The 676-nt window shown below is 75.7% G+C and carries 1 protein-coding gene; it reads left to right on the forward strand.

The window, feature by feature from the left end:
* The coding region (locus IEY99_RS33805; protein WP_189208197.1) for an AMP-binding protein at positions 1-676 on the forward strand (676 nt) is incomplete at both ends.

A 676-nucleotide genomic window follows, 5' to 3' on the forward strand; every position in this document is an offset into this window, starting at 1 on the left:
GGCCACCGCACGCGAGCTGCCCGACCTCGACGTGCCCGCGGTGTCGCTGGATTCCGCCGAGGTCGCCGCCGAGCTGGCGGACCTGCCCGCCGCGCCGGTGACCGACGCGGACCGGGTCCGGCCCCTCGCCCTGGACCACACCGCGTACGTCATCTACACCTCCGGCTCCACCGGGCGACCGAAGGGCGTCGTGGTCAGCCACCAGGGCATCGCGAGCCTCTGCGCCGCACGGGCCCGGCACGGGATCGGCCCGCACAGCCGGATCCTGCAGTTCGCCTCGCCCAGCTTCGACGCGATCATCCTCGAGATCTGCCCGGCGCTGCTGTCCGGCGCGGCGCTCGTGGTGCCCTCCGCGGAGCGGCTGACCGTCGGCCCGCAGCTCGCCGCCACGATCGCCGAGACCGGCGTGACCCAGGTGATGCTGCCGCCGACCGCGCTGGACGTGCTGCCCGACGGCGCGCTCGACGGCGTGACGGTGCTCGCGGTGGCCGGTGAGGCGCCCTCCGCCGAGGTGGTCGCCCGGTGGTCCGCCGGGCGGACGCTGATCAACGCGTACGGTCCCACCGAGATCACCGTCTGCGCGACCATCAGCCGGCCGCTGGCCGCGGGGGACTGGCCGGCGCCGATCGGCGGCCCGATCGCCAACACCCGGGTGTACGTGCTGGACGCGCGCCTG

It is taken from the genome of Couchioplanes azureus, from assembly GCF_014648355.1.
Taxonomy (GTDB): domain Bacteria; phylum Actinomycetota; class Actinomycetes; order Mycobacteriales; family Micromonosporaceae; genus Actinoplanes; species Actinoplanes azureus.